Annotated in this window: 14 protein-coding genes and 1 pseudogene; 11 read left to right on the forward strand and 4 right to left on the reverse strand. The window is 64.1% G+C overall.

Features of this window, described 5'->3' with window-relative positions:
* Positions 1-123: 123 nt before the first annotated feature.
* From ACVIN2_RS27835 to ACVIN2_RS27870, 8 genes and pseudogenes are all read left to right on the forward strand, one after another.
* Positions 124-2,454, forward strand: a complete 2,331-nt coding sequence (locus ACVIN2_RS27835; protein WP_456768023.1) for a putative bifunctional diguanylate cyclase/phosphodiesterase — start codon at positions 124-126, stop codon at positions 2,452-2,454.
* Positions 2,455-2,616: 162 nt separating this feature from the next.
* Positions 2,617-3,378, forward strand: coding sequence for an N-acyl amino acid synthase FeeM domain-containing protein (locus ACVIN2_RS27840; protein ID WP_456768024.1), 762 nt, complete (start codon positions 2,617-2,619; stop codon positions 3,376-3,378).
* 268 nt (positions 3,379-3,646) lie between these two features.
* Entirely contained in the window at positions 3,647-4,135 is a 489-nt protein-coding gene (pal, locus tag ACVIN2_RS27845; protein WP_007596304.1) for a peptidoglycan-associated lipoprotein Pal, read from the forward strand.
* A gap of 183 nt (positions 4,136-4,318) precedes the next feature.
* Positions 4,319-5,378 (forward strand): annotated as a pseudogene (ybgF, locus tag ACVIN2_RS27850) (tol-pal system protein YbgF).
* A 76-nt stretch (positions 5,379-5,454) separates the two neighbouring features.
* Positions 5,455-6,498, forward strand: a complete 1,044-nt coding sequence (tilS, locus tag ACVIN2_RS27855) for a tRNA lysidine(34) synthetase TilS (RefSeq protein WP_456768025.1) — start codon at positions 5,455-5,457, stop codon at positions 6,496-6,498.
* Positions 6,499-6,778: 280 nt separating this feature from the next.
* The gene (gene ftsH / locus ACVIN2_RS27860) at positions 6,779-8,701 is read left to right on the forward strand and encodes an ATP-dependent zinc metalloprotease FtsH (protein WP_007596301.1); all 1,923 of its coding nucleotides are present in this window, start codon (positions 6,779-6,781) and stop codon (positions 8,699-8,701) included.
* Between the two features lie 290 nt (positions 8,702-8,991).
* On the forward strand, positions 8,992-10,206 hold the full coding sequence (locus ACVIN2_RS27865; RefSeq protein WP_456769820.1) for an ABC transporter substrate-binding protein: 1,215 nt from the start codon (positions 8,992-8,994) through the stop codon (positions 10,204-10,206).
* A gap of 243 nt (positions 10,207-10,449) precedes the next feature.
* Positions 10,450-11,010, forward strand: a complete 561-nt coding sequence (locus ACVIN2_RS27870) for an Imm21 family immunity protein (RefSeq protein WP_456768026.1) — start codon at positions 10,450-10,452, stop codon at positions 11,008-11,010.
* An 85-nt stretch (positions 11,011-11,095) separates the two neighbouring features.
* Here ACVIN2_RS27870 and ACVIN2_RS27875 read toward each other — a convergent pair whose 3' ends face one another.
* Positions 11,096-12,577 (reverse strand): hypothetical protein, encoded by a 1,482-nt coding sequence (locus ACVIN2_RS27875; RefSeq protein WP_456768027.1) that lies wholly within the window; start codon positions 12,575-12,577, stop codon positions 11,096-11,098.
* A 298-nt stretch (positions 12,578-12,875) separates the two neighbouring features.
* Here ACVIN2_RS27875 and ACVIN2_RS27880 point away from each other — a divergent pair, with 298 nt between their 5' ends.
* Positions 12,876-13,040 (forward strand): Flp family type IVb pilin, encoded by a 165-nt coding sequence (locus ACVIN2_RS27880; protein WP_456768028.1) that lies wholly within the window; start codon positions 12,876-12,878, stop codon positions 13,038-13,040.
* Positions 13,041-13,243: 203 nt separating this feature from the next.
* Here ACVIN2_RS27880 and ACVIN2_RS27885 read toward each other — a convergent pair whose 3' ends face one another.
* A complete protein-coding gene (locus tag ACVIN2_RS27885; protein ID WP_456768029.1) occupies positions 13,244-14,734 on the reverse strand; it encodes a hypothetical protein in 1,491 nt (496 codons plus the stop codon).
* A gap of 295 nt (positions 14,735-15,029) precedes the next feature.
* Between ACVIN2_RS27885 and ACVIN2_RS27890 the strand changes: the two genes are divergently transcribed.
* Positions 15,030-15,710 carry a TetR/AcrR family transcriptional regulator gene (locus tag ACVIN2_RS27890; protein ID WP_027520003.1) on the forward strand — a complete coding sequence of 227 codons (681 nt, stop codon included), beginning with the start codon at positions 15,030-15,032 and terminating at the stop codon, positions 15,708-15,710.
* A 150-nt stretch (positions 15,711-15,860) separates the two neighbouring features.
* Here the strand turns inward: ACVIN2_RS27890 and pyk are convergent, their stop codons facing one another.
* Both pyk and ACVIN2_RS27900 read right to left on the reverse strand, forming a co-directional pair.
* Positions 15,861-17,297, reverse strand: coding sequence for a pyruvate kinase (pyk, locus tag ACVIN2_RS27895; protein WP_456768030.1), 1,437 nt, complete (start codon positions 17,295-17,297; stop codon positions 15,861-15,863).
* Positions 17,294-17,887 carry a DUF1036 domain-containing protein gene (locus tag ACVIN2_RS27900; protein WP_027570349.1) on the reverse strand — a complete coding sequence of 198 codons (594 nt, stop codon included), beginning with the start codon at positions 17,885-17,887 and terminating at the stop codon, positions 17,294-17,296. The genes pyk and ACVIN2_RS27900 overlap by 4 nt, the downstream gene beginning before the upstream one ends.
* Before the next feature lie 177 nt (positions 17,888-18,064).
* Here ACVIN2_RS27900 and ACVIN2_RS27905 point away from each other — a divergent pair, with 177 nt between their 5' ends.
* Positions 18,065-18,367: a DUF1244 domain-containing protein gene (locus ACVIN2_RS27905; protein ID WP_007596287.1), complete on the forward strand. Its 303-nt coding sequence runs from the start codon at positions 18,065-18,067 to the stop codon at positions 18,365-18,367.
* The last annotated feature ends 152 nt before the right edge of the window (positions 18,368-18,519 follow it).

Consider the following 18,519-nt stretch of genomic DNA (forward strand, 5'->3'; position numbering starts at 1 on the left):
TTCTATTGATGTATTTCGACTATTGGTCACTCAAAACAACTCGACTTTAACGATGTTCCCTCAGAAAGACTTCATACCGGATCGGTAAAACTGCGCTCCAGACAGGACGCGCGTAAACACCAGATGCAGTTTGCAAGTCAGAGCGGAGAGCCGGAACAGCGGCCGCCGAAAACTTCGGCGGCGCAAATCGATTCGCTGTTCGAAGCGCCGGGCCCCTTGCTGGCCGGACTCATTTTCGTGTCGATCGGTGCGGCCCTCACCGCCCTGAGGACGGGAGAGCCGCTGATCTGGGCGTGCGTCGCACTTCTTGTGCTGGCCGGGTCCGCGCGCGCGATCGACCTGCGCCTCTATCAGGCACGTCAGGCGGTCATGACCGTCGAGGCGGCCGCACGCTGGCAGAAGCGCTATCAGATCGGGGCAAAGATCCAGGCGGCTGCGATAGGCATCTGGTGCGCTACCGCCCTGTTAGCCACGGACGACGCCGTGGCCCACATGATCGCCTTGTCGGTCACCACCGGAATCGCGGCGGGCGGCGCGGGCAGGGCATATGGCCGGCCTGCGATCTTCCACCTCCAGGCCGTGCTGATTTTCGGTCCGGCCGTGCTTGCCTTGGCGCTGCGTGGAACGCCCTACTACATCGCGATGGCGCTGGTCAGCGGCGCGTTCCTGATGGCGATCATGCAGCTCTCGGTGAATCTGCACCGAATTTTCATGGGAGCGGTCGTGGCACGGGAGCGCGAAGCCGCGCTCGCCGGCCAGTTCGATACGGCGCTGAACAACATGCCGCACGGCCTCTGCATGTTCCGCGTCGACGGACAGCTGGCGGTCATGAACCACCGCTTCGGCGCAATGATGAACCTGCCGGAAGGTCTCGCGCAGCGCGGCATCAACGCGCGTGACATCGTCGCGGCGTGCGTCAGCGCCGGATCCATCTCGGCTGGGAGCGGCGAGCGGATCGTCGCGGACATCGAGAGTTCGCAAGCCAAGGAGATCATCACCGCCGATCCCGACACGCAGCGAAACCGGTCGTTGTCCTGGACTGTCCAGCCGATGGCTGACGGTGGCGCGGTGGTGCTGCTCGAGGACATTACCGACCGTCGCAGCGCCGAAGCCAAGATTACGCATCTGGCGCGCTACGACGACCTCACCGCGCTCCCCAACCGCGTTCATTTCCGCGATGAGATCGAAAGGCTGCTGGCGATCTCGCACGACGCCGAACGCCTGTCCGCGCTGCTGTTCGTCGATCTCGACCAGTTCAAGCAGGTCAACGACACGCTCGGCCATCCCTGCGGCGACCAGCTGCTGTGCGCGGTCGCCAACCGTCTGCGCGAGATGCTGCGCCCGGAGGATTTCGTCGCCCGCTTCGGCGGTGACGAATTCGTCGTGTTCCAGGAGAACATCTCCTCGCCCGAGGACGCCGCTGCGCTGGCGCGCCGGATCGTCGAACGGCTGAGCGAGCGCTACCGCATCGACAATCATCTGGTCGAGATCGGGGCCAGCGTCGGCATCGCCTTGACCTCTCCGGAGGGCGTCAGCGCGGACACGCTGCTCAAGAACGCCGACATGGCGCTGTACCGGGCCAAGGCCGACGGCCGCGGCACCTTCTGCTTCTTCCGCGACGAGATGGCGGCGACCGTGGAGGCGCGCCGCATCCTCGAGCTCGATCTGCGCAAGGCGCTCGCCAACGAGGAGTTCGAGCTGTTCTATCAGCCGCTGGTGAATTTGAAGTCCGGCAAGATCACGACGTGCGAGGCGCTGCTGCGCTGGAATCATCCGGTGCGCGGCACCGTCTCGCCGGTCGACATCATCCCGGTCGCCGAGGACATGGGGCTGATCGTCGATCTCGGCCGCTGGATCCTGCGCCGCGCCTGCATGGAATGCATGAAATGGCCGGAGGGCGTCAACGTCGCCGTCAACTTCTCGCCGCAGCAATTCCACCAGCGCGACGTCTTGAGCGAAATCCGCTACGCGCTCGAGGTTTCGGGGCTCCCGGCGCATCGGCTGGAGATCGAGATCACCGAATCCTCGCTGTTGCGCAATACCCAGCTCACGCACGACATCCTGTCGCAATTGCATGCGATCGGCGTGCGCATTTCGCTGGATGATTTCGGCACCGGCTATTCGAGCCTCAGCTACCTGCACAATTTCCCGATGCAGAAGGTGAAGATCGACCGCTCCTTCCTCGAAGGCATCGACGCCGACCGGCCGCTGACGCTGCTGCGCGGCGTGGCGCGGCTGTCGGCCGATCTCGGCATGGCGGTCGTGGTCGAGGGCATCGAGACCAATGATCAGCTCGAGCTGATCAGCGCCGACGGCACCGTGACCGAAGGGCAGGGCTATCTGTTCAGCCGGCCGGTGCCGGCAGTCCGGATTCGCCAATTGCTCAATGCCTCGCATGGCCGTCGCGGGGCTGAGGACCAGATCGTCATGGTGTCCTCGCGATCGATCGCCTGATCTTTCACTGCCTCGCTCCTTCGACGCATTCAGCTCTCGTCCGCCCGTGTTTTTGCGGGCCGCAAAGGTTAACCCTAACGTTTCTAAGCCTTTGCAATTCCGTTAATGAACCATTAATCTCGTCACACTCGCAGAAGTTGCTTTGGAGTGTAGGGGTACTGGATGACGTCTGGAGCTGAACCGCAAACGGTGCTCCTTCCGCGGGGAGCCGCTCTGTTTGACCGCATCGATTACCGCCTGATCGAAACTCCCGAGGACCGAGACAACCTCTATCTGATGCGGTACCGGGCCTATCTGCACGCCGGACTGATCGAGCCGTCGGAGTCGCGGCGCGTGACCGATCGCTTCGACGATGCGCCCAACACCTGGAATTTCGGGGTCTATGTCGATGGAGAGCTCTGCAGCTCCGTTCGCATTCACGTCCTGACGTCGGACTGGCGAATGTCCTACACGACCGAAGTGTTTGGCGACGTCCTGCATCCCCGGCTCGACCGCGGCGAAGTTCTCATCGATCCATGCCGGTTTGTTGCGGATCCCGAAAAGCACCAGCGTTTTCCGGAGCTGCCCTATCTGACGGTGCGGCTGGCTTTTGTGGCTTGCGATCATTTCAACGCCGACACCGGGCTGGCCATGATCCGGACCGATCATCAGGCGTTTTATCGTCGCATCTTCCTGCACGAGACCATTTCACCGGAGCCGCGCGGGTTTCCGGGCTGGCCCACCAAGAAGGCCGTGCTGATGGCGTCCGATTTCCGGAACCAGCGGGAAAAGGTGCTGACGCGCTTTCCGATCATGCGCTCCAGCGCTTTCGAGCGGCGCATGTTGTTTCAACGCAGCAGCCCGCGCCAGGCGGCCCCGCGCCCAGTGTCGCTGGCGACGCAGCGGACCCCGGACGTCGCCTCGGCGACTGGTTCTGCCCGCTAGGCCCCAGGTCTGGGCCGAGGGTCTCGACTGGATCTCCACGCCACGAGCCTAAAATTCCAGCAAACGCCGGCGTTTTTGCCGGTCGGCGCGGCTTGCCTTCACCGTCGCGCCACATTTACAACCCATTAACCATGACGGTTGCTTTTCGCTGGTTGGGGGCATTTGACCGGCTGTGGCAAGGTTCCATCAAGGTTGACGGAACGTTCGCTTAACCAACCCCCTGTAGACCGGACAGCAGTGGACGAAACGTGAGCGTGGAGGCTCCGGAATGAAACATCCTATGCGCATCCTCCAGGGATTGAAGCTGGCCGCGGTGCTTGCCGTCGCGTTGTCGATGGGTGCCTGCGCCAACAAGAACGCTGCCACGGATGCGATGGCCAACGCGGCGACGCCAGGCAGTCAGCAAGACTTCGTCGTCAATGTCGGCGACCGCGTGTTCTTCGAAAGCGACCAGACCGATCTGACCCCGCAGGCGATCGTGACGCTGGAGAAGCAGGCGCAGTGGCTCCAGAGCTATCCGCGCTACAGCTTCACCGTCGAAGGTCATGCCGACGAACGCGGCACCCGCGAATACAACATCGCGCTCGGCGCCCGCCGCGCCCAGTCGGTGCGTTCGTTCCTCGCCTCGCGCGGCATCGATCCGAACCGCATGCGCACGATCTCGTACGGCAAGGAGCGGCCGGTGGCCGTTTGCAACGACATCTCCTGCTGGTCCCAGAACCGGCGCGCCGTCACCGTGCTGAACGCGAGCTCCTGACACTCAGGCGCCGTTCATCTTCAGAAACCGATTATGCCGGCGCCCTCTCGGGCGCCGGTTTCGTTTCAGCGATCTGTGACGGAAACCCCTTTGTTTCAGTCACAGTTTTGGCGTACTCCCCTTCAATGTGTGGCGCGTCGAATGTTCGGTCGCAGGCCATTTCGCTTTCGTCGTCAGGGCAAGATGTCATCCAGATTTAAGGTCTTCACCGGCACCGTGGCGATCGCCGCGCTGCTCTCTTTGTGCTCGCCCGCCCTCGCACAGTCGGACGATGCAGATCCCGAGATGCGGATCGAGGCGGCTGGAGAACCAGTTGCGCCAGCTCACCGGCCAGAATGAAGAGCTGCAGTATCGCAACCGCCAGCTCGAAGAGCGGCTGCGAGCGCTCGAGGGCGGCGCGCAAGCTGCGCCCGGCCAGACGCCGGTCCAGCCCAATGTCGCGGCCATGCCGCCCGCGCAAGCCGCGCCGGCCTATCGCCAGCAGCCGCCGCACCAGCAAGCGGCCCAGCCGAATTACGAGCAGCCGCAGATCGCCTCTCCGGCACCGATCGTTCAGGAGCAGCCTGCGCCTGGCGCGCCGGGCATGCGCCGCCGCGGCGATGCCTTCGACCCGAACCAGAGACCGAATGCGCCGGGTGCGCCGCGCGCGCTCGGCGGCGGGCAGCAACCGATGCCTGCAGGTGCCCCGAGCGGCGCGCCCGGCGGCCGTGGCGCCGGCGAACCGCTTGATCTCGGCAACAGCGGCGCTCGCTATCCGCAGGCGACCGCACCCCAGGCTGCGCAGCCCGGCTATCCGCCGGCCCCATCCGGCTCTCCCGCGCCGGCAGGCGCCCCGGCGCTGACGACCCTGCCGCCCTCGGCCACGCCGCGCGACGAATTCGACCTCGGCATCGGCTACATGCAGCGCAAGGACTATGCGCTGGCCGAGCAGACCATGAAGAACTTCTCGCAGAAATATCCGAGCGACCCGCTGCTCGGCGACGCGCAATACTGGCTCGGCGAGAGCTATTTCCAGCGCCAGCAATATCGCGACTCCGCGGAAGCCTTCCTCGCCGTCACCACCAAATACGACAAATCCGCCAAGGCGCCGGACGCCCTGCTGCGGCTCGGCCAGTCGCTGGCCGCGCTGAAGGAGAAGGAGGCCGCGTGCGCCGCCTTCGGCGAAGTCGGCCGCAAATATCCGCGCGCTTCCGCCGGCGTCAAAGCCGCGGTCGATCGCGAGCAGAAGCGCGTGAAGTGCTGACGCGCGGCGATTGATCCTGACAAGAGGGATGGCGCTGCGCTAAACAGTCGGTCCATCCGCCGACGATTGCAGCGTCATGCCAGAGGACAATTCCCCGATCTCGGCGCGTGAGGCCAGGCGCCTCTTCGCAGGCCTGAAAGGCGCGCAGGGACTGTTGCTCGCGGTCTCCGGCGGGCCCGACTCGGTCGCGCTGATGTGGCTTGCGGCGCGCTGGCACCGCAGCCTCGCGCGCGGCCCGCGTCTCACCGTCGTCACCATCGACCACGGCTTGCGGCCGGAGGCGGCGCGCGAGGCGCGCGAGGTCAAGCGTCTGGCGACCGGGCTTGGCTTGCCGCATCGGACCCTGCGCTGGCGCGGCGCCAAGCCGAAAACGGGATTGCCGGCCGCCGCGCGCGAAGCCCGCTACCGCCTGCTCGTGCAGGCCGCGCGCATCGCCGGTGCGAGCCACGTGCTGACCGCCCACACCCGCGACGACCAGGCCGAGACCCTGTTGATGCGTCTTGTCCGCGGCAGCGGATTGGCCGGGCTGTCGGCGATGGCCCGTCTCACCGAGCGCGACGGCGTCGTTCTTGCGCGTCCGCTGCTCGACGTTCCGAAGTCGCAGCTGATCGCGACCTTGAAGCGGGCGAAAATTGGCTTTGCCGACGATCCCACCAACCACGACGCTGCCTTTACCCGGCCGCGGCTGCGTGCGCTGCTGCCGCAGCTCGCGGCGGAGGGCGGTGATGCCCGCAGCCTGGCCCGGCTCGCGGCAAGGCTGGCGCGCGCCAATGCGGCCGTCGAGGTGCTGACCGATGGAGCCGAGCGCTTCCTCCGTTTGCGGGATCGCGGCGATGCGCCGCAGGCCGGCGTTCGAAGCTTCGAGGCCCCCGTGTTTGCCGCCCTGCCGGACGAGGTCCGGCTGCGGATCCTGCTGCGGGCCATCAACGCGTTTGGGCACGAGGGACCGGCGGAACTCGGCAAGGTCGAATCCCTCCTGGCCGTGCTCGATCAGGCCATTGCCGCGCGCGCACCCGCAAATGGCCGGCCGGCCCTGAAGCAGACGCTTGCGGGAGCCTTGATCAGCCTTGTCGGGGGACATATCCGCATCGGGCCGGCGCCGGCCCGGCGCAAGGGTTGATCGAGGGTGGATAGGGGCGGATCATGGCACCGGCCGTTTCGAGACCGCGCCGTGAGGACACCTTAACCAGGCAGGAAAAAGCGGGATCCGGGCGCCATTATTTCAGCGGGAATCGGACTAAGATGGGCTAAATAGTCCCATCTCGTTCCCTTGGCAGCGACCGGAGCGACACCTAGATTGTATCCGTCTAACCGAGAGGATTCCTTGGGGATTTCCTCGCGCTGCCCAAATAACTGCCCAAGGCTCAGGCCGCGATCCGCGCGACCACGAAGGAAGATCGATGAACGCCAATCTGCGCAATTTCGCCCTCTGGGTCATCATTGTCCTGCTGCTGTTGGCGTTGTTCACGCTCTTCCAGAATCCGGGTCAGCGCGCCTCCTCGCAGGACATCGCCTTCTCCCAGCTCCTGAGCGAGGTTGACCGCGGCAATGTGCGCGACGTCGTGATCCAGGGGCCGGACATTCACGGCACCTTCACCAACGGCTCGAGCTTCCAGACCTATGCGCCGAGCGATCCGACGCTCGTGAAGCGCCTCTATGACAGCAAGGTGCAGATCACCGCGAAGCCGCCCGGCGACAACGTGCCGTGGTTCGTCTCGCTGCTGGTCTCCTGGCTGCCCTTCATCGCGCTGATCGGCGTGTGGATCTTCCTGTCGCGGCAGATGCAGGGCGGCGCCGGCAAGGCGATGGGCTTCGGCAAGTCGCGCGCAAAAATGCTGACTGAAGCGCATGGCCGCGTCACCTTCGAGGACGTTGCGGGCGTCGACGAGGCCAAGCAGGACCTGCAGGAGATCGTCGAATTCCTGCGCGACCCCGGCAAATTCCAGCGCCTCGGCGGCCGCATTCCGCGCGGCGTGCTGCTGGTCGGCCCTCCCGGCACCGGCAAGACCCTGATCGCGCGTGCGGTCGCGGGCGAAGCCAACGTGCCGTTCTTCACCATTTCGGGTTCGGACTTCGTCGAGATGTTCGTCGGCGTCGGCGCCAGCCGCGTCCGCGACATGTTCGAGCAGGCCAAGAAGAACGCGCCCTGCATCATCTTCATCGACGAAATCGACGCCGTCGGTCGTCACCGTGGCGCCGGCCTCGGCGGCGGCAATGACGAGCGCGAGCAGACGCTGAACCAGTTGCTGGTCGAGATGGACGGCTTCGAGGCCAATGAGGGCGTGATCCTGATCGCCGCGACCAACCGTCCCGACGTGCTCGATCCCGCGCTGCTGCGTCCCGGCCGCTTCGACCGTCAGGTCGTGGTGCCGAACCCTGACGTCGTCGGCCGCGAGCAGATCCTCAAGGTCCACGTCCGCAAGGTGCCGCTGGCGCCCGATATCAACCTCAAGACCATCGCGCGCGGCACCCCGGGCTTCTCCGGCGCCGACCTGATGAACCTCGTCAACGAAGCCGCGCTCACCGCCGCCCGCCGCAACAAGCGGATGGTGACACAGGCCGAGTTCGAGGAAGCCAAGGACAAGGTGATGATGGGCGCCGAGCGCAAGTCGCTCGTCATGACCGAGGAAGAGAAGCTGCTGACGGCCTATCACGAGGGCGGCCACGCCATCGTCGGCCTCAACGTCGTCGCGACCGACCCGATCCACAAGGCGACCATCATTCCGCGCGGTCGTGCGCTGGGTATGGTCATGCAGCTGCCCGAGCGTGACAAGCTGTCGATGTCGCTGGAGCAGATGACCTCGCGCCTTGCCATCATGATGGGCGGCCGCGTCGCCGAAGAACTGATCTTCGGCCGCGAGAAGGTGACTTCGGGTGCGTCGTCGGACATCGAGCAGGCGACGCGTCTGGCGCGCATGATGGTGACGCGCTGGGGCTTGTCCGAGGCGCTCGGCACCGTGTCCTATGGCGAGAACCAGGACGAGGTTTTCCTGGGCATGTCGGTGTCGCGCACCCAGAACGCATCGGAAGCGACGGTTCAGAAGATCGACACCGAGATCCGACGTTTCGTCGAAGAAGGCTACAACGAAGCGACGCGTATTCTCACCGAGAAGCGCGCCGATCTCGAAGCTCTCGCCAAGGGCCTGCTCGAGTTCGAGACGCTCTCCGGCGACGAGATCATCGACCTGCTCAAGGGCAAGAAGCCGAACCGCGAATCCGTGCTCGAGCCGACCACGCCGCGCGCATCCGCCGTGCCTCCGGCCGGCAAGTCGCGCCCGCGGCCCGATCCGGATCCCGGCCTGGAGCCGCAGCCGCAGGCGTAATCGCGTACGGCAGATTGAATTGAAAAACGCGGCGGAAACGCCGCGTTTTTTGTTGGGTGGTGCTTTTCGAACGTGGGCAACTGAGCGTCTCGCGACGAACAGGTAGGTGCGCAAAGCCGCCGTTGCGCAGTGCCGACCATCCATGGGGCGTCGCCGTTGGTGGCACCCTTACCTTTGCTCGCTCTCCGATCCTCGCGACTCATAGCCGTTGGAGTCTGCGGCGATGTCGTGGCATGCTCTCCTCAATGAAGGTGCGGCTCGACCGCGCAGACAAAGGGGAGGGCAAGCCGATGCGCTTTGCGAGGACATTGGGCGCGCTTGGCGCCGTTTCGATCCTGATAGTCTCATTCCCGTCCGCTCCATCCGCCGCCGCCGAAATGCGCGGCGTCACCGCGACCGAGATCAGAATCGGCCAGACCATGCCCTATAGCGGGCCGGTGTCGGCCTTCGGGGCGCTCGGCAAGGGCGAGGTCGGCTATTTCAAGATGCTGAACGAGAAGGGCGGCATCAACGGCCGCAAGGTCAATCTGATCTCGCTCGACGACAGCTACGCGCCGCCGAAATCGGTCGAGCAGACCCGCAGGCTGGTGGAGAGCGACGAAGTGGCGCTGATCTTCTCCTCGATCGGTACCGCCCACAACACGGCGATCGCGAAATACCTCCAGTCCAAGAACGTGCCGCAGCTCTTCATCGGCTCCGGCGCCTCGAAATTCGCCGACGTCGCGCAATATCCGCAGGCGACGATGGGCGTGCAGGCGCCGTTCCGCTATGAAGCGCGGCTCTATGCGCGTTACGCGCTGGCGAAGAATCCGAACGCGAAGTTCGCCGTTATCTCGCAGAACGACGATTACGGCCGAGACTATCTCGCCGGGCTGAAGGACGTGCTCGGCGAGAAATACGATAGCGTCGTCACGGGCGCGACCTACGAGATCCAGGACCCGACCATCGATTCCCAGATCGTGAAGCTCAAGGCCTCGGGCGCTGATGTATTCGTGATCGCGGCGACCCCGAAATTCGCGGCACAAGCGATCCGCAAATCCTTCGAGATCGGCTGGCGCCCCATGACGTTCCTGTCTAACGTCGCGGTGTGGGTTTCGACGGTGATGGAGCCGGCGGGACTGGAAGCCGGCACCGGCATCCTCTCCACCGCTTACGTGAAAGACCCCGACGATCCCGCCTGGAAGGACGATTCCGGCGTCAGGGGCTGGCGCGAGTTCATGACCAGATATTTGCCGGAGGCCGACCAGCACGACACCAATTACGTCAACGCCTACAACAGCGCCATGGCGCTGGAGGCGGTGCTGAAAGCCTGCGGCAATGATCTGTCGACCGAGAACATCCTCAAGCAGGCGTTTGCGATCCGCGATCTCGAATTGCCGATGCTGCTACCCGGCATCAAGGTCAACACCGGCATGACCGACCATGTCCCGGTCGACCAGATGCAGTTCATGCGCTTCGACGGTAAAAGCTGGGAGCGCTTCGGCGACCTGCAGACGGGCAATTGATGATTGATGAGGGATCGGCTGTTTGTCGATCCAATGCGAGTCCGGAACTCGGATCATCTCTCTCGATCGGGGAAGGTTTGACTTCCTGGACGCCCAATTCAAAGCGCCGAGACGGGTACTGAAAACCCGATCAGCCCGCGAACGCTTGCTATGTCTGCTACGCCCTCGGAAGCGAGGAGGGGCAACTCACCTTGGCGCGTCGACTACGGGCCAACGCCAGAAATACCTGCTATCGTTCGAGGTATGTTGCGAACACACAATTGGATAACAACAACCGGCGGTCCTCACCTGCTGATTGCTGACGAACAACTCCCGCATTGGCGGGGTATCGAAGGATGGCGCGATCATGAAGATCCGGCCGACCAAAGCGACTATGCCCGTGCATGTAGAGTGAGAACTTGGCTGGGATCAATTGCCTGCTACCAAGGCAGCGCTGTTGTGCTATCTGGCGATGCCGGCGACATCGCGTGGTGCTCCAGTGGTCACCGTGACAGGGGCTTTCTCGTTCAATGGCTTGGGATTGATGACGAAAGACTCATTGAACCTGCGTTGCAAAGTCCACAACTGCGGAACCTTCTGAAAAGTTCAAACGCTGAACGCCTGGAATTCGGCACAGGTGGGTCCGGTGCAATGTGGTTGCTAGATGCATCGGATAGAGGAGACGATTTGCGCAGTAAACATCAGGTTCTGGCGTTACGACCAGGAAGCTATCTTGCGAGAGCCGCTTACTACCGATCTGCCGGGCTTGCGATCGTCGTTCGCGAAATTTGCTGGATCGGTCCACTTTCCGACGAAGTCGCCTAAGGAGCAGACGGCGAAGTGGCCCGAGTGCCTGTTCAAGTCTGCTTCACCCTTTGAAGCGGACGTCCCATTCACGGGAGCTACGTCTTCACTTCGGCGGCGTCGCAGCCGCATCGTCCCGCACATGGATCACTGCGATGTCGTCCGTATAGATCCGCTTCCAGCCCTTGAGCATGTCCAGGATCTGCGGTCCGGGCGCGTCGGCGGCCAATAGCGTTGCGTCGATCTTGTACTCGTCGAGCAGCCGCGGAAGCAACTCGGGCTTCTTTCCCTCGGTCGATTTGAAGAAGTCCATGACGAACCTCTCACCGTAGAGCTCGGCCCGGCCGTCGACGTAAACAGGGATGTCGCGCGAAATCAGATAGCCGCCGAACTGATAGGCGTTGAAGACGCGCTGGACCTTGCGTTGTTCGAGCAAGTCGACTGCCGCGACCGGAGTCTGCGTCATGGTGAAGGTGAAGTGGTGATGCTGCATGTAAAGCGAGGTCGAGGTCCAGCTCGCGGCGACGATCATCAGCGCGCCAAGCGCGGTGACATAGCGGGCCGGCCAGCGGTCGGCACCGGTTACGTCCGGCTGCGGGCGCGAAGCCAGCTGGCCCAGCGGTTTTGCCAGCACCAGCGGCACCAGGAACGCGAACGCCTCGATGCTCCTGACGTGGGTCAGCGCGCTCCAGGTCAGGAACAGGATCAGGAAGATCCTGGGCGCCGAGAGCACGAGGCCGCGATAATAGCCGAACGCGATCAGACCGAGGAGGGCGCCCTCGAACGAGGAGAAGGTGGCAAAGTTCGCCGGCATCCATTCGAAGATCAGCGAGAGCAACTCGCCCAGGCCCAAGATATTGGTGGCGCCCAGCAGCGTTCTCCAGCCGTACGGCGTACAGCAGCTCGCGACCAATGCGCCGATGCCGAACAGCACCCAGCGCAGGAACAGCTGAAGCCGCCGCCCCTTCTCGGCGTGCTCGACGGCCTCGAGCGAGATCGGACCGATCAGCGCCAGACCGAGCACGAAGCCGCCATGCAAGTTCGCCCACAGCGCCATCAGCGGCAGCCAGTACCAGGACGGCGCGGTCCTGCGGTCGGCAGCCGCCATCAACAGGCCGACCCATGCCACCATGACAGGCAGCGCCAGGATATGCGGACGCGCCAGGACGTGATGCAGCGACAGCAGCAGGGCCAGCATCGCAAACAGAACTGCGCGCGGTGCCTCGATCTGCAGGTCGAGCAGATAGACGAAGATCGCGGCCGTGAGCGCGACTCCCGTCGCGGTGAGGATAACGGGACCTGCCCAGTCCAATTGCGCATAGGAGAGAGCGAACAGTACCTGCGACAGCCACGACGTCGAAATCCACGGCGCGCCCGTCCGCGTGAAGGAATAGATGTCCGTGTACGGCATGGCGCCGTGATCGAGGATCCATCGTCCGATCTTGATCTGCCAGAACGAGTCGGAGTCCTGAAGCAGCGTGTCGCCGACATACATGAAGAAGAGATAGGCGCCCGCACCGACGCACAGCGGCACCAGGGCTCGCGCACGACCTTGCACCGTGATGCTGTTGGCAAAGGAAAGGGACATGCCGCCTCGTCGTCCTGTTATTTTGTCGGGGTGCCGAGCGATCGACATTGGACCACGGCGGGCATAATTCCGGGTAAACCGGTGATGCCGCGCCGGCTTGATATCTCGACAATTTAACGGATCGTTTTAGATTTCGGTTTACCATCGGCGAATACACGCAAACCGCTCTGTGTTTCCGCAGTCGAATTAACTGCGGCGCAATTCTTTGCCACTACGTTCGGTTTCATGGTCGAGCGGCGCTGGGAAGCCCAAACAGACCAGATCAGTTGTAGCCTCGTGTACTCATTTGGAGCTCTTTATGAAGAACCTCGTTGCGAATTTCGCGAAAGATGAATCCGGCGCCACCGCCATTGAATACGGTCTGATCGCCGCCGGTATCGCGCTGGCGATCATCACTGTCGTCAATAACCTGGGCTCCACGTTGAACGCCAAGTTCAACTCGATCTCGTCCAGCCTCAAGTAAGACTGAACGGACCAAGAGTAGAAAGAGCCTTGTCCCGGACAAGGCTCTTTTCTTTTGTGCCAAGCCTTTTGTGCCAAGCCTTTTGTGCCAAGCCCTTCGTGCCAAGCCTTGTTCTAGCGAAGTCTTGTTCCAGCGAAGTCCTTTCTTCGCCGAAGCCCTCGCGTCCATGCGAGTCCGCGACGGTTAAACGCCTGATCCGTGGCTCACGGTGATGAGGATAGCTTCGCCGGTGCGGCATCGCGGATGTGGATGACGGCAAGGTCATCCGAGTAGAGCCGCTTCCAGCCCGGCACGTGGTCCATGATCCTTGCGGCGGGAGTCGATCCGTTCAGCAGTGTGGCGTCGATCTGGTAGGTATCGAGCAGACGCAGCAAAGTCTCCGCGTTCTTGCCCTCGATGGCGTCGAAATAGTCAAGCACGAACTGCTCTCCATACAGCTCGGCACGGCCATCGATGAAGGTCTTGATGTTGCGGAAGATCAGATAGCTCCCGATCGGAGCGGTGCTGAAGATGCGTTGCGCGTGCCGCTGCTCGAGCAGGTCGACTGCAGCCCGAGGGGTCGGATTGCCGATAAAGGCATACCGCGTCGGCGTGGCATAGGACCGCGTGATACTCCAGCTGGTCGCAACGATCACGAGCGCGGCGATCGCGGTCACTACAAAGGACGGCCGTGCTTCAGCCCGTGCGAGCACGGCCGCTCTGGCCGCGCCCAATTGTTCGCTCAACGGTTTCGCCAGCACGAGCGGGGTCAGCAACGCAAAGACCTCGATGTTTCTGACGTGGTTGAGTGCCGCCCAGACCAGGCCGAGCAGCAGAAGAATGCGGGTCCACGGCAGCACCAATCCTTTGTGGTAGCCAAGGGCGATCAATCCGAGCAGGCTGGCACCAAACAAGTCGAACGAGCTGAAATCAGCGGGCATCCACTCCGAGATCTGCGAGAGCAACTTGCCTAGGCTGAGGATTTTCGCCGATGCGAGCGGCGTATTCCAGCCATAGGGCGTGCAGCAGCTTGCGGCAAGCGCAGCGAGCCCGAACAAGGCCCAGCGCGACGCCAGTGCAAAGCGGCCCTTGCGATCGGTGGACGCGATCGCATCGAGGCCGATGGGCGCAATCAGCGCCAGCCCCATGACGAAGCCGCCGTGAAGATTGGCCCATAGCGCCATCAAGGGCAGCAATAGCCACGACGGCGAGGTGCGCCGATCGGCGGCCGCCAGCAGCCCGCCGACAAAAGCCAGCATGACAGGCAGTGCCAGCATGTGCGGGCGGGCGAGAAAGTGGCCCATCGACATGAAGAGGAGCGGGGTGACGAGCAGAAAGGCGCGCACAGGCTCCAGATAGGGCTCAAGCAGGTAGACGAAAATCGCCGCGGTCGCTCCGATCGCGAGCGACGTCAGGATAACTGCCCCCGACCAGTTCGACGGCTCGTAAGCCAGCGCGAACAGGACTTGCGACAGCCAGGAGCTCGAGATCCAGGGCTCGCCGGCTCGCGTGAAGGAATAGATGTCGGTGTAGGGCAGGGCGCGGTGTTCGAGAATCCACTGCCCGATCTTGATCTGCCACAGCGTATCGGTATCCCGCAGCATGATGTCGCCGATGCCCAGGAAGAACAGGTAGACGCCGGCAGCGATGCAGAACGGCAGAAGCCAGCGCGCAACACCGCGGACGGGCACGCTGCTTGTCATGGAAATCGACATCGGACTCTCGGGGCTGAAACGACAGCACGCAGCAGCGCGCAAGCATCGGCAACCTGAGCATGATCGCTTTTAAGTTGAGGTAAACCGGATCGTCGTATCGCGGCCGCGCCAAGCAAGAATGCGTTTACCTGCTCTCCTCGCGTCGAAGTTTGCGTCGCGCGCATATGCTGATTTGCGTCTTGTGTTCCGCCCTGAATAGTTGTTCAGTTCTTGAGGGCGATTTGGGCGAAGATTAGCGAAAAAGCATGCGGTCGAGCTTTGCGCCGGACCGGATGCTGGGGACAGGAAGCGCGCCATGGTTTATCGGCGGACGCATCAAGTGGTGAAGCGCCTTGCGGCCCGGCGCAGTGCGATACTGGCGGCGGCGCGGGAGGCGGCGGCGGAAGGCGGGATGGCGGCGGTGCAGATTGCGCCGGTCGCGCTTCGCGCCAGCGTCGCTGCGGGTACGGTCTACCGCTACTTCCCATCCAAGGCCGATTTGATCTCCGAATTGATCGCCGAAGTCTCCCGCGACGAGCTCACGGCGATCCGGCGAGCCGCCGATGCCGCGCCGGGGCCGTCTTCGGCGCTGGCGGCGGCGGTGACCACCGTGGCGGTGCATACCCTGTCACAGCGCAGGCTCGCCTGGGGCATCCTGGCCGAGCCGGTCGATGTCGATGTCAGCGCTTCACGCCTCGCCAGCCGGCGCGAGATCGCGGGCGAGATGGCTTCGCGGATCGACGCCGCCGTGCGCGCCGGCCACCTGCCGGCGCAGGACACCGCGCTCGCCGCCACCGCGCTGCTCGGCGCCCTGCACGAGGCCCTGGTCGGACCGCTTGCGCCGGACAATCTCGACGATCCCGCCAGGATGCGCGATGCCGTGCAGACCGTGACGCTGCTGGCGCTCCGCGCGGTCGGCGTCATGGACGCCCGCGCCAGGGGTCTCGTCGTGCAGCAGACGCTGCTGCCGGCGGCGAAAGCGCTGGTTGGGGCCTAAAACGTCAGTCTGATCGGCCGGCCGACCTGATCGCGCCCAGGCCATTGCCAGAGCTCGCCTTTGCGAAAAACCTCAGCACATTCGCCGGACCCGCCGGCTACTGTGCATGGGGTTGTTTTCGACATTTTTGTTTGCCGCGTGATGGCGGGCCTAGATATTCGCTTCGCCCTCGGGGCCGACCGAGGCGATGCGCACCATGTTGGTGGTGCCGGGGATGCCGAGCGGCACGCCGGCGACGATGATCACGCGCTGGCCGGCCCGGACGAAGCCGTCGCGGAACGCGATCTGGCCGGCGCGGCTCACCATGTCGTCCTGGTCGCGCGCATCTTCCGCCACCACGCAATGTATGCCCCAGACGACCGACAGCCGGCGTCCCGCCGCGACGTTCGGCGTGATCGCCACGATCGGCGGCTTCGGCCGCTCGCGCGCCACCCGCACGGCGGTCGATCCCGAGCTGGTCCAGCAGATCAGGGCCGGCAGGTCGAGCGTCTCGGCGATCTGCCGCGCGGCGTCCGCGATGGCATCGCCGGCGGTGGCTTCCGGGGCGGGGCGCTGTGCGGTGATGACGGAGCGATAGATCGGGTCGCGCTCGACCTCCTCGCCGATGCGATTCATGGTCGAGACGGCTTCGACCGGAAATTTGCCCGCCGCCGATTCCGCCGACAGCATGATGGCGTCGGCACCTTCGTAGACGGCTGTGGCGACGTCGGAGACTTCGGCGCGGGTCGGCACCGGCGACTGGATCATCGATTCCAGCATCTGGGTCGCGATCACCACCGGCTTGCCGGCGCGCCGCGCCATGCGTGTCATCTGCTTCTGCAGGCTCGGCACGCGTTCCAGCGGCAGCTCGACGCCGAGGTCGCCGCGCGCCACCATCAGGGCGTCGGAGGCGTCGATGATGTCGGCGAGGCGATCGATCGCCTGCGGCTTCTCGATCTTGGCCATCACCGCCGCACGGCCGCGGATCATCTTCTTGGCCTCGAGCACGTCGTCGGCGCGCTGCACGAAGGACAGCGCGATCCAGTCGACGCCGGTGACCAGCGCCGCCTCGAGGTCGGCGCGGTCCTTCGGCGTCATTGCCGAGACCGGCAGGTCGGTGTCCGGCAGGCTGACGCCCTTGCGATCGGACATCCGGCCGCCGACCACGACGCGCGTCACCGCGTGATCTTTCGAGGTCTCCTCGGCGATCAGCCGCACCTTGCCGTCGTCGAGCAGCAGCGAATGGCCCGGCCGCAGCGCGGCCAGGATCTCCGGATGCGGGAGCTGAACGCGGGTGGTGTCACCCGGCGTCTTGTCCGAATCGAGCGTAAACGTCTGGCCGTTCTGGAGCTGGACCGCGCCTTCGGCGAAGGCACCGAGCCGGAGCTTTGGCCCCTGGAGATCGACCAGAATGCCGATCGGCCTGCCATAGCTGCTCTCGACGTTGCGGATCGTCGCCACCAGCTCGCGCATCTTGTCATGCGGGGTGTGACTCATGTTGATGCGGAACAGGTCGGCGCCGGCCTCGAACAGGCGGCGGATCATCGCGAGGTCCGAAGAGGCGGGTCCCAGGGTCGCGAGAATCTTGATACGGCGAAGACGCCTCATGGCTTATTTCCAGACGGGGGCGAGGGAGCTGGCGGGAGGCCAGGCGCGGCGGGGGGCGTACCACCGGGCGGGCCATTGGGCAAACCCGGAACCCCCGGGCCAACTGGGCCGGGGAGACCGGGCACGCGCTGCTGTTTTGACGGCTGCTCGTTGGCATCGGTGAGCTGCACGGTCCAAGCCCGCTGCTCGCCGGTATCGACCTCGAAATAGCCGGTGCGGTCATAGCCGCGCGCGAGGCAATCCTCAGTGCCGCGGATGGTGAACTCCTTGTCGCGCGAGCACATGAAGGCCTGGCCCGACCATTCGCCGCCGCGGTCATAGTCGATGGCGTAGATGTAATAGAAACGGGCGACCAACGTTCCCCGCAGCAGGGTCTCGCAGGAACGGGAGGAGATGTTCCACCAGCCCTCGGTGGTCCAGCCCTCGGCATCCTTGTAGCCGAGCGCGATGCCGACCCGGCTCGATGTGTTGTTGCAGAGCCGGAAATCGGCCGAGGCCGGGCTGGCCCAAAAGCATAGCAAGCCAACCACCAGCACCGGGACCAACCGGGCGAGCAGGCGAAGGGGGGAGCGGGGAGATTCGGCGATCATTGTCGCGGAAGCTATATCAGATCATTGACGATTTGGCGTAGGGCCCGGAACTGCCCGAAGTTGGCTTCGCGCCCGTTTGCGCCGCGATATGGCAAAATCTGTGACAGGCCCCACCTGATCTCGTAAGGGTGACCCATCCAGGTCACAGCCAATTTCGCAAAGCCGAGGGATCCAGCCATGGCAATCGACGACAAAACCAGAACGGAACTCGAGGCTGCCGCTTTCCGGCGCCTGGTCGATCATTTGAAGACGCGGACAGACGTCCAGAACATCGACCTGATGAATCTCGCAGGCTTCTGCCGCAACTGCCTGTCCAACTGGCTCAAGGACGCCGCCGACGCCCAAGGCGTCGCCTTGAGCAAGGACGAGAGCCGGGAAGCCGTCTATGGCATGCCTTACGAGGCGTGGAAGTCGAAATACCAGGGCGCGGCCACGCCTGAGCAGCTCGATGCCATGAAGAAGGTTCATCCCGGGCACTGAACGGCCTCGCCGGCAGCCTGCTGCACAGTGCCTTGAGCCGCATCACACAACAGCTTTCTTCGACGCGCCGTAGGAAGGTGTGGGCGCGCTGTGGACGAGCGCGATGCTGCCTTGAACCCGAGAGGTCCGAACCCTAAGGGTCTAACCAGCAC

Source organism: Bradyrhizobium sp. USDA 3650, assembly GCF_054057395.1.

What these genes read in the sequence shown, in the direction of transcription:
- tilS (WP_456768025.1), top strand. Translation starts at nt 5,455, where the DNA reads ATGCCAGAGGACAATTCCCCGATCTCGGCGCGTGAGGCCAGGCGCCTC.
- ACVIN2_RS27900 (WP_027570349.1), bottom strand. Translation starts at nt 17,887, where the DNA reads ATGATCGCCGAATCTCCCCGCTCCCCCCTTCGCCTGCTCGCCCGGTTG.
- ACVIN2_RS27840 (WP_456768024.1), top strand. Translation starts at nt 2,617, where the DNA reads ATGACGTCTGGAGCTGAACCGCAAACGGTGCTCCTTCCGCGGGGAGCC.
- ACVIN2_RS27865 (WP_456769820.1), top strand. Translation starts at nt 8,992, where the DNA reads ATGCGCTTTGCGAGGACATTGGGCGCGCTTGGCGCCGTTTCGATCCTG.
- ftsH (WP_007596301.1), top strand. Translation starts at nt 6,779, where the DNA reads ATGAACGCCAATCTGCGCAATTTCGCCCTCTGGGTCATCATTGTCCTG.
- ACVIN2_RS27905 (WP_007596287.1), top strand. Translation starts at nt 18,065, where the DNA reads ATGGCAATCGACGACAAAACCAGAACGGAACTCGAGGCTGCCGCTTTC.
- ACVIN2_RS27870 (WP_456768026.1), top strand. Translation starts at nt 10,450, where the DNA reads ATGTTGCGAACACACAATTGGATAACAACAACCGGCGGTCCTCACCTG.
- ACVIN2_RS27880 (WP_456768028.1), top strand. Translation starts at nt 12,876, where the DNA reads ATGAAGAACCTCGTTGCGAATTTCGCGAAAGATGAATCCGGCGCCACC.
- ACVIN2_RS27890 (WP_027520003.1), top strand. Translation starts at nt 15,030, where the DNA reads ATGGTTTATCGGCGGACGCATCAAGTGGTGAAGCGCCTTGCGGCCCGG.
- ACVIN2_RS27835 (WP_456768023.1), top strand. Translation starts at nt 124, where the DNA reads ATGCAGTTTGCAAGTCAGAGCGGAGAGCCGGAACAGCGGCCGCCGAAA.
- pal (WP_007596304.1), top strand. Translation starts at nt 3,647, where the DNA reads ATGAAACATCCTATGCGCATCCTCCAGGGATTGAAGCTGGCCGCGGTG.
- ACVIN2_RS27885 (WP_456768029.1), bottom strand. Translation starts at nt 14,734, where the DNA reads ATGTCGATTTCCATGACAAGCAGCGTGCCCGTCCGCGGTGTTGCGCGC.
- ACVIN2_RS27875 (WP_456768027.1), bottom strand. Translation starts at nt 12,577, where the DNA reads ATGTCCCTTTCCTTTGCCAACAGCATCACGGTGCAAGGTCGTGCGCGA.
- pyk (WP_456768030.1), bottom strand. Translation starts at nt 17,297, where the DNA reads ATGAGGCGTCTTCGCCGTATCAAGATTCTCGCGACCCTGGGACCCGCC.